Origin of the sequence: Sphingorhabdus sp., from assembly GCF_044374345.1 — a bacterium.
Lineage (GTDB): Bacteria > Pseudomonadota > Alphaproteobacteria > Sphingomonadales > Sphingomonadaceae > Sphingorhabdus_B.
Map to the genome: position 1 here is coordinate 40,195 of NZ_JBILOS010000004.1, position 8,016 is coordinate 48,210.

The 8,016-nt window shown below is 49.6% G+C and carries 7 protein-coding genes; 5 read left to right on the forward strand and 2 right to left on the reverse strand.

Annotation, left to right across the window (positions count from 1 at the left end; genetic code table 11):
* Positions 1-4 precede the first annotated feature (4 nt).
* From ACIQ5B_RS00985 to ACIQ5B_RS01005, 5 genes are all read left to right on the forward strand, one after another.
* Entirely contained in the window at positions 5-2,353 is a 2,349-nt protein-coding gene (locus ACIQ5B_RS00985) for an AAA family ATPase (protein WP_397597377.1), read from the forward strand.
* Between the two features lie 553 nt (positions 2,354-2,906).
* Positions 2,907-3,368: a hypothetical protein gene (locus tag ACIQ5B_RS00990; RefSeq protein WP_397597378.1), complete on the forward strand. Its 462-nt coding sequence runs from the start codon at positions 2,907-2,909 to the stop codon at positions 3,366-3,368.
* A 166-nt stretch (positions 3,369-3,534) separates the two neighbouring features.
* Positions 3,535-3,873, forward strand: coding sequence for a hypothetical protein (locus ACIQ5B_RS00995; RefSeq protein ID WP_397597379.1), 339 nt, complete (start codon positions 3,535-3,537; stop codon positions 3,871-3,873).
* A 474-nt stretch (positions 3,874-4,347) separates the two neighbouring features.
* A complete protein-coding gene (locus ACIQ5B_RS01000) occupies positions 4,348-4,722 on the forward strand; it encodes a hypothetical protein (protein WP_397597380.1) in 375 nt (124 codons plus the stop codon).
* Between the two features lie 24 nt (positions 4,723-4,746).
* Complete coding sequence (locus ACIQ5B_RS01005) at positions 4,747-5,577, forward strand: surface-adhesin E family protein (RefSeq protein WP_397597381.1); 831 nt, start codon at positions 4,747-4,749, stop codon at positions 5,575-5,577.
* On the opposite strand, the gene ACIQ5B_RS01010 is transcribed toward ACIQ5B_RS01005, so the two are convergent.
* Both ACIQ5B_RS01010 and ACIQ5B_RS01015 read right to left on the reverse strand, forming a co-directional pair.
* Positions 5,557-5,871, reverse strand: coding sequence for a hypothetical protein (locus tag ACIQ5B_RS01010; protein WP_397597382.1), 315 nt, complete (start codon positions 5,869-5,871; stop codon positions 5,557-5,559). The two genes, ACIQ5B_RS01005 and ACIQ5B_RS01010, sit on opposite strands and share 21 nt — an antisense overlap.
* On the reverse strand, positions 5,868-7,607 hold the full coding sequence (locus tag ACIQ5B_RS01015; RefSeq protein ID WP_397597383.1) for a hypothetical protein: 1,740 nt from the start codon (positions 7,605-7,607) through the stop codon (positions 5,868-5,870). Before ACIQ5B_RS01015 ends, ACIQ5B_RS01010 begins: the two co-directional genes overlap by 4 nt.
* Positions 7,608-8,016 lie beyond the last annotated feature (409 nt).

The following is an 8,016-nucleotide window of genomic DNA, read 5'->3' on the forward strand; positions in this document are numbered from 1 at the left end:
TACAATGAAAAACCCAAAATCCAACTGGCGCGAACGGCGTGTCGTACTTTTGAAAAACAGCAAAGAGACCCGAAAAGGCACACAGCGCGGGTACAATACCATTACGCTGGGCCAAATCTTCGCGGCAGTAGATAAGCCTACCGCGTTAGAAAAATCCTCTGCCACGGCCATAATCCCATCGTCGTACTCATCGACTGATGCACGAACTCATGCTGTGCAGCGCGAAAAAGGTTTATTCCCCATGCTAGCGGCAGATATCGATAAGGGAGACGTAGCCCTTGAGCATATCGAAGCTGCTGTAGACGCTATCTTTGGTGTCGAGACGACGTCCGTGATATACAGCACATCTAGCGCTACCAATGAAAACAACAAATGGCGCATACTTGCCCCCCTTGCCGATCCCGTGCCCTTCGACATCTGGACGCAAGCACAGCAAGCCCTCTTCGACATGCTTCGTTCTCATGACATCGCGCCGGATACAACGCTGGAACGAGCTGGGCAGCTGATTTACCTTCCTAATGTTATGCCAAAAAACCGTCGTGAAGATGGTGAACCGATCCACTACAAATTCTCGTTTGCCGAAGGTTCACCTGTCGATCTGTCGAGCCAGCCTCTTGCAGGGACTATACGGCGGTTCGCTGAAGCGGCAGAGGCCGCCGAGGCAAAAAGAACTGCAGACCGCGCAGCAAGATTACTCAAAAAGGCCCTGCGTCCTGCTATGGGTGTGCTTAGCCCGATTGAGCGCTTCAACGCCGAAAACCCACTTGAGGATGTGTTGGCCAAGCACGGTTACGAACAGAAATATGCTGGGAGCTGCGACTGGCGTTCGCCATTTCAAACATCCGGTAGCTTCGCCACAAGGGTCTATCTTGAGCCTGACGGTGGCTCTTGGAGTAGCCTTTCGGGGTCCGACGCCGAAGCCGGTCTCGGGGCACCCGGGGATTCAGGCGACAGGTTTGGTGATGCGTTCGATTTGTTTGTCCATTTCGAGCATAATGGCGACCGCGCAGCAGCTTTGGCGTCCATTTCCGAAGTGGCCACAATTGCCGAAACGCAAAAACAGGCGGAGGCTATCTCGGCCACGCCGTATGTTTGGCGAAATCCTGAAAACTTGCCAGCCCGACCTTGGGCCTTTGGGCGCTGGCTTTTGTTTAATACAATTGCCTGTATCGTTGCACCCGGAGGTGTCGGCAAATCCACGTTAGTGGCAGGCATTGTGTTATCGATAGCCACCGGGCGTAACTTGATGGGGAAAACTATCTGGGGCGGGCCTCAGGCAGTCTGGCTGTGGAACTTGGAAGACGATTTGGACGAGTTATCCAGGTCACTTCAAGCAGCGGCCAAGCATCATGGAATTACCCCTGCGGAAATCAAAAGTAACCTATTTGTTGATAGCGCTATGGATGGTTCCGGCCTGTGCACGGCTATCGAAGACCGCGACGGCATGAAGTTGCTTGAGCCGGTTTATCAGGCGCTGACAGCAGAGTTAACCTTGCGCGGGATTAAGGTGCTGGTTGTCGATCCGTTCGTGTCTTCTCACGCGGTTGAAGAAAACTCGAACAGCAAAATCGATAAGATAGCAAAGGCATGGGCGCGAGTAGCGAAGACCGCCGGTTGTGTCGTGGTGCTGGTACACCATACCAACAAGGCAGGATCGATGGAAGTGAACGCCAACTCAGCAAGAGGCGCTTCAGCCCTCATCAGCGCTGCAAGATCTGCGTTAGTGTTAAACCGGATGAGTGCCGATGAAGCAACGCAACTGGGCATCAACAAGGATGAAAGGCGGCAGTATATTTCCGTTCAAGATGACAAGCATAACCGCGCTGCGCCCGAGGCGGCCAATTGGTTCCAACTGATTTCAGTGGATCTGGGCAACGGTGATAGCGTTGGCGTAGCCGAGCCGTGGATGCCCCCAGAACCAGCCGATATGTTCACGACTGATGACATCATTCGGGCTCAGGAGGCCGCTAAGGCAGGTGTTTTTCGATACGACTGGCGATCCCCAGATTGGATCGGGCACGTTGTTGGCAACGTGCTTGGGTTGGATTCAAAAGGTGGCCCATCCCGCAAGCGCATCGAATGGATATTGAGTGAGTGGATCAAGGATGGTCACTTTAAAACAGAGGACCGCCAAGATGACAAACGAAAGGTTCGCAAATTCATCGTAATTGGTAACACGCCGGTGTCTTCGTCCTCGCAAGCTAATCAGGCTGTGTCAGCTATTGCTCCGGTCAGGGCAGCTTACTGGAGCACACCGGCGCAAATTGAAGCAAAACCACATACCGATACTGCTCCAGTCCAGTCTCTCCCCTTTAGGGGAGACTGTAACTGGAGCGGAGCGGCGGGACGATGAAAACATCTCGGCACTGGCGCAAAACTTTTCGCGCCGGACTTCTTCAAACCTACAGACTCAGAATAGGCAGAACAGCATTTATGACCCCGTATATCACCGATAGGCCTGCCGCATATCTGCCCGCCCAAGGACGAAACAGTCACATCCCCTATGGCTTATATGTTTGCCCTGACGGCAGCCAAGTGCTGCATTGTCGAAACTATACCCCAACATGGGTAAGGCAAGGAGATGGTTGGCCCGCACAGCCCGTGAACCTGCTTGAGACTTCCCAGTCTCGCTGGGTGGAATACCAATGCCACGGATACTTCTTTAGACGCGGCAATCATCCCATTGGAAGAAAGTCATTTGGAAGGGCTGTTCATGACGAAATTGCCCTTGGCGAGAGTATCCTAAGTGCTTTTCTCGCCGGCAAGCCAGTATCGCAATATCTTATCCCGCCCTCGGCTCACCCTCACCATCGTAAATCCGCACATTAAGAAGGCTCAATTCGCGCGCGCGATAGCTGGGCATTTATGTTATAATGTATCATAAAAGTTTTATCACGAGGTTCAGAATGATTACAGCCATTGCAAAACGTAGCGCAGGCCGCCCACAGACTATCAATCCCGATAAGATTTGGCCTGAAGTGCTTGGGTACATCGCCAGCGGTGATGCACTGTCCACAGCCTTAAAACGGCTGGACCCAGCGCCCTCATACACTTGGGCAAAGGTTCAATTGCGAGAGAACCCTGAACTGCAATCAGCCTATCGCGCTGCAATTGAAGACCGCGCCGATAGTCTCGCTGATGACATCATTGCCTTGGCCGACAGCGAGCCGCCCGCACACCTTGAAGGCGCTGCCCTATCCGCATGGGTCCAGCAACTGAAACTGCGCGTTCATGCCCGCGAATGGACCGCATCAAAGCTACGCCCAAAGGTATATGGCCAGCAGATCGACGTCTCGGTCCAACACACGCAGATCAGTGTGTTGGCGGCGCTTGCGTTAGCGGAACAGCGTGTAATCGGCTTGGCTTGAATTGGGCTGAGGACACATCAATTGATTTAGAAGCCATCAGTGCCAAATCTGCTATTCTGAGCATTACTTCGCAGCCCCCCCGTGAGAGCAATCGGCATTGACGGCTTGGAGGTCTAACAGAGCTTAGGCCTCTTGCGTGTAGCGATATATTTGTTAGGTCCTAATTATGAAAAAAGTCCTGCCAGCCGCCGCTCTCTTGTTGACTGCCTGTCAACCTAATCCTGATAGTTCGGCTTCGCTGTATCGTAACTCCTCAGTTTTGCCGATGCGCGTGCTTGTAGCCACGTTTAATGGGAATATGGTCGTCAACGGCAACATGAGAAACTGTGCCATGACAGCGCGGGTTCTGAACGCCAACATGGATGCCCTTAGCAAGGCTGGCGGCACTCAAAGAGACCCGCAACGGGGATTTTGGTGCGAGCAGGGTGTGAATTCCAAAGGTCCTATGCCAAGCCGCTTCGAAAGCGAGTTCCCTTCCGATATCCGCACTTTCAACAGTTGGTGATTTTTGCAAATGCGGCTCTAAAAAATGGAAAAGCTGGTTCTTGTTGCCGTTGGAGTGTTCCTAATTGGAAGAGGCGCCTAAGCTGGGTCGCCCGACCTCGCGGTCATTAATCTCAAGGCGGCCGCTGTAAGCGGAGATGCCGACCAGATTGAAGCAAATTTTGGTTTGGATGATAGCTTTTTTTCAGAACTGTCAATTAGCTTTGACAGCAGAAGCTGAGCGCATTCTGGGCGGGAAGAATGGCCAGGTTGCTCAATGTCGAGCGTTATGCCCCGCATTGGTGGCACGGCGCGTACATTGGATTGTGATGAAAGGCACTTGCCCAAATGCAAGGGCGACGCTCAAACTTCAACGCATAACGGCCCAAGGGCGCGTTATGGGGAAACGGTGCGGCCGGTCGCAGAATATAGAACTTGCAAGAAGGGTGTTTTTTTAGGAGGCTAATGTATGAGGGTCATTGCTGACGGAGGTTTTATGAAAAAATTGATAATCATTGTTACACTGGCTCTTGCTGGTTGCGCCTCCGCTGAAATGAAGGGTTACGTCGGCCAATCGTTGCAACAGGTTATGGTGAAACGTGGCGCACCTGCAAATGCCTTCGACATGGGAGATGGACGTAGAGCATTTCAATGGGTCATAAGCCAGTCCTATGTGATGCCAACGAATGTGACGACGACCGGCAATGCATATAGCTATGGCAATGCAATCAACTATTCGCAAAACACCCAAATTACAGGTGGCCAGCCAATTACCGGAAGCTGCGCTTACACCATGTATGGACGGTTTGACCCGGCAAGAAATCTTTGGATTATGGAGGGCTATGAAAAGCCAAACATAATGTGCGAATAGATAAAAATATCGGACAAAACGAAAATGAAACACCTCTTGATTGCTGCTTTGCTTCTGCCCAGTGTGACGATACCGTCGTTTGCTCATAGCTCAGCCGTCGCGGCTCAAAAGTCATCTGGTGACCCGTTTAATATCACATATACGGTATCTAAATCTGGGTGGCGAAACCTTAGGAAGATAGACAGCTCTTACAGAGATATCCCTGCCGAGTATTGGTATGTTTGTGGAGCTCGCCTAATCTTGGGCTTACCAAAAAAAGAGCAGCTTGGTGACCTTTACGAGTTGGTCGGTCGCACTCCTGACAAAGAGTTTCTGGGTCAAAAATTCTTCACATTGGGGCTAGAGGTGTTTTCGGACAGCTCTCTGGCTGGAAAACGTTTCATGTCCTCCGCAGTAGGCGCATGCGCCGCTACACCAGATCCGGCGCAGCCGGAGCAAATTAACGCAGGTTATTCCTCGCAAGCTAGTATGGCCGATTTTTATTACCTGCTGCCAAGAGATTTCCAAGTTAAGGGGCAAATTCGTTCTTTTTGGTTAAACGGTTACCCAGCTAGAAACGACAAAATGAAGTTCCGTAGTGGTGCCATTACAATCTCAGACTTTGATGAGGCCGGTCAGGCCAATCTGGAACCATATGTTTCAGGGGTGGATACGTGGTGGGTAAGTGAAACACGCAGCTCAATAGCCAAATACGAAATCAATTGCTCTTCGAATGAGATACGTGGCTTGAGTTACACAAAGTATGGGAGTGATGGCTCACCAAACTACAGCGACAGCTCGCCAGAAAAATTTGAACCAATTATTCCAGACACTGTCGCCGACACATGGCGGGAGTTAGTTTGCCTGATAAAATAATAACCGGCGCAGCAAAATACCGATGATAGCCCAAGCGGAAATAGCTATCGACAATCCAAGCACTATTAACATGGAAACTAACCACGCTTTCTCAGACAGATCACTTTGGTAAATTTCATCGATTGCAAAGATAGAAAGCTCGGCAACAAATAGTGCGGCAAACAAGCCACTCACCCAGAATGATAATCTTAGTTGTAATCTTCCTTGCCAATGATCCCCAATGTAGCCGAAAGCAACAAGGTAGTTTGGCTGCTTAAACGTACGCACATTTAGCCAATATGATATCTGCTTCATTCAGACAGCAGAAGATATCGAGCCATGCGAACCCTATCCGGCATTGGCATTTTTTCAATCGCAGAATACATTTTTAAAAAAGAATTACATTTATCTATTTTGCTGGAATTAGCTGATCCATAAATTGCCTGCATTTCCAATTCTGTCATGTCCGAAAAAATTTTTGGCAAAATGTCTTCTACTTGCTTTTCATTTATTAATGATTTTTTCTTATTTGATTTTAGTGCAGCCTCTAGCAACGCCAATTCTCTTGTTACCAATTCTTGAGGCAGGTTTTTGGCTATGTCTAATCGCCCCTGCAAGTAAAGAGAGCAGGTATCGAAACTTATATCGCGAGCGGCATTTAATTGGGCTGATATCAGCTTAGCATATTGATCCAATATGTTATCATCAGACGCACCAATAATGATTGAAAAATTTTCTGCTATCTTTGCTCTCATGGCATTTCCGACTTCACCATCTGTTTTTCCATCCTGCTGTGCAGCCCAAGCAGCATCGATGATTTTTGCAAAAATATCCGGATGTTTTATTTTTAGCAGACTACCGAAATTACTCTTTAACAACTCGTTTTCATAGTCTGCTCGCTTCTTATAAAAATTTGCAAAGGCAGACACTTGGCCGCCTAAAGTGCGCTTTGTTACTACATTTGACGCTAACAGTTCATCAAAGGATGGGTACCACATTTCGCTGGATGGCGTACTCATCGATTTATCTGTAAATGAAGGGCGTACATTTGCCTCATCGTAAAAGCGACGCATTTCGGCTTCTGCAACGGCATCCGCCAGCGGTTTATCTGCCATCAAATAAGGCTTGTGAAATCCTATTTTTGCCTGCGGGGTCGCCGACCGGTCTCGTCCGCCAAGGAAAACCATTGTGCAGGCGGACATACAGTATTCGTCAACATAAGTATCTAACCCTCGAGCTTTGATTGCTTGAGACATTTCGGTTGCCTCATCTAGGAGTCCGCCGCTCGATACCAATGCTACATTTTCAACAGAAGGCACCGCGTCTAACAAAATTCTAAAGCGGTCTGCTGAACCGCTTTCAATATTGCCTGATATGATGATCGTTTTGCCGTTGGAGCTCAAAGTTATTTTAGTCGATGCAGAGGCTGGAGCACTAACCGTCCGGATAGTTGGGGGCGGTGGCACAGTACCCGCTAGAGTTGGCTGAACGGCGGGTTGCAAATTAAGAGACAGTCGATCTGCTTCTGCGATCTGGGCATTGGTCATTAAAGCTTTAAGCCCATCTCGGTTTGTTTTAGCAGTTTCATACCCTTGCGCTGCACTTAGATTATACCACTTGAGTGCCTGCACATAGTCCTGCTTTAAGCCTTCGCCTTTTTTGTACATGACACCGAGGTTGTTCTGCGCTGCAGCTAGCCCCTGATTTACAGCTTTTCCGTACCACTTGAGTGCCTGCACATAGTCCTGCTCTACGCCTTCGCCTTTGTTGTACGAGAACCCGAGGTTATACTGAGCTTCGGCTAGTCCCTGATCTGCAGCCTTGCCGTACCACTTCACTGCTTCTGTGTAGTTTTGCTCAACGCCTTCGCCCCTGCCGTACATCACCCCTAGATTGTACTGAGCTACTGGGTCGCCAGCCTTGGCCATCCTTGTAAGAGCAGAGACGTCTTTCCGATCATATGCAGTATAAGGATTATCGCTCTGTGCAGACGCAAGGGATGTTGGAAACAGAAACAGTGCCAGCATGCCTAAAAGCAATGGATTTTTCATAAAGCCCCTTATAACTGACTAAATGTCTATCATGTTTCTTTGAAGGAACAATTGTGATTGTTTCAATTCGATCAACCAAGCAGTGTCTCGCAATTCAAAAAAATTTCGCGCGAAGGTAGCCTGTGACCATCACGCAGCGCTCGGCCCTGCCCCCCTCCCCTTGGGTTCCCGCAATTACGGCAAAAAGCCTGCTTTGAGTCGCATCAAACCTACCGCAGGGCTAGCCAGCCCCCAGTCCTAGCAACTCCATCCCGATGCCAATGCCCAGCGAAACCATATTGGCTGATGCCTATCTGATGCCTGAGACATCAAGAACTCCATAATCCCAGAGCCACATTTTCCGTAAGTCATTGAAATATATGGTGCACCCAACTGGATTCGAACCAGTGGCCCCCAGATTAGGAATCTG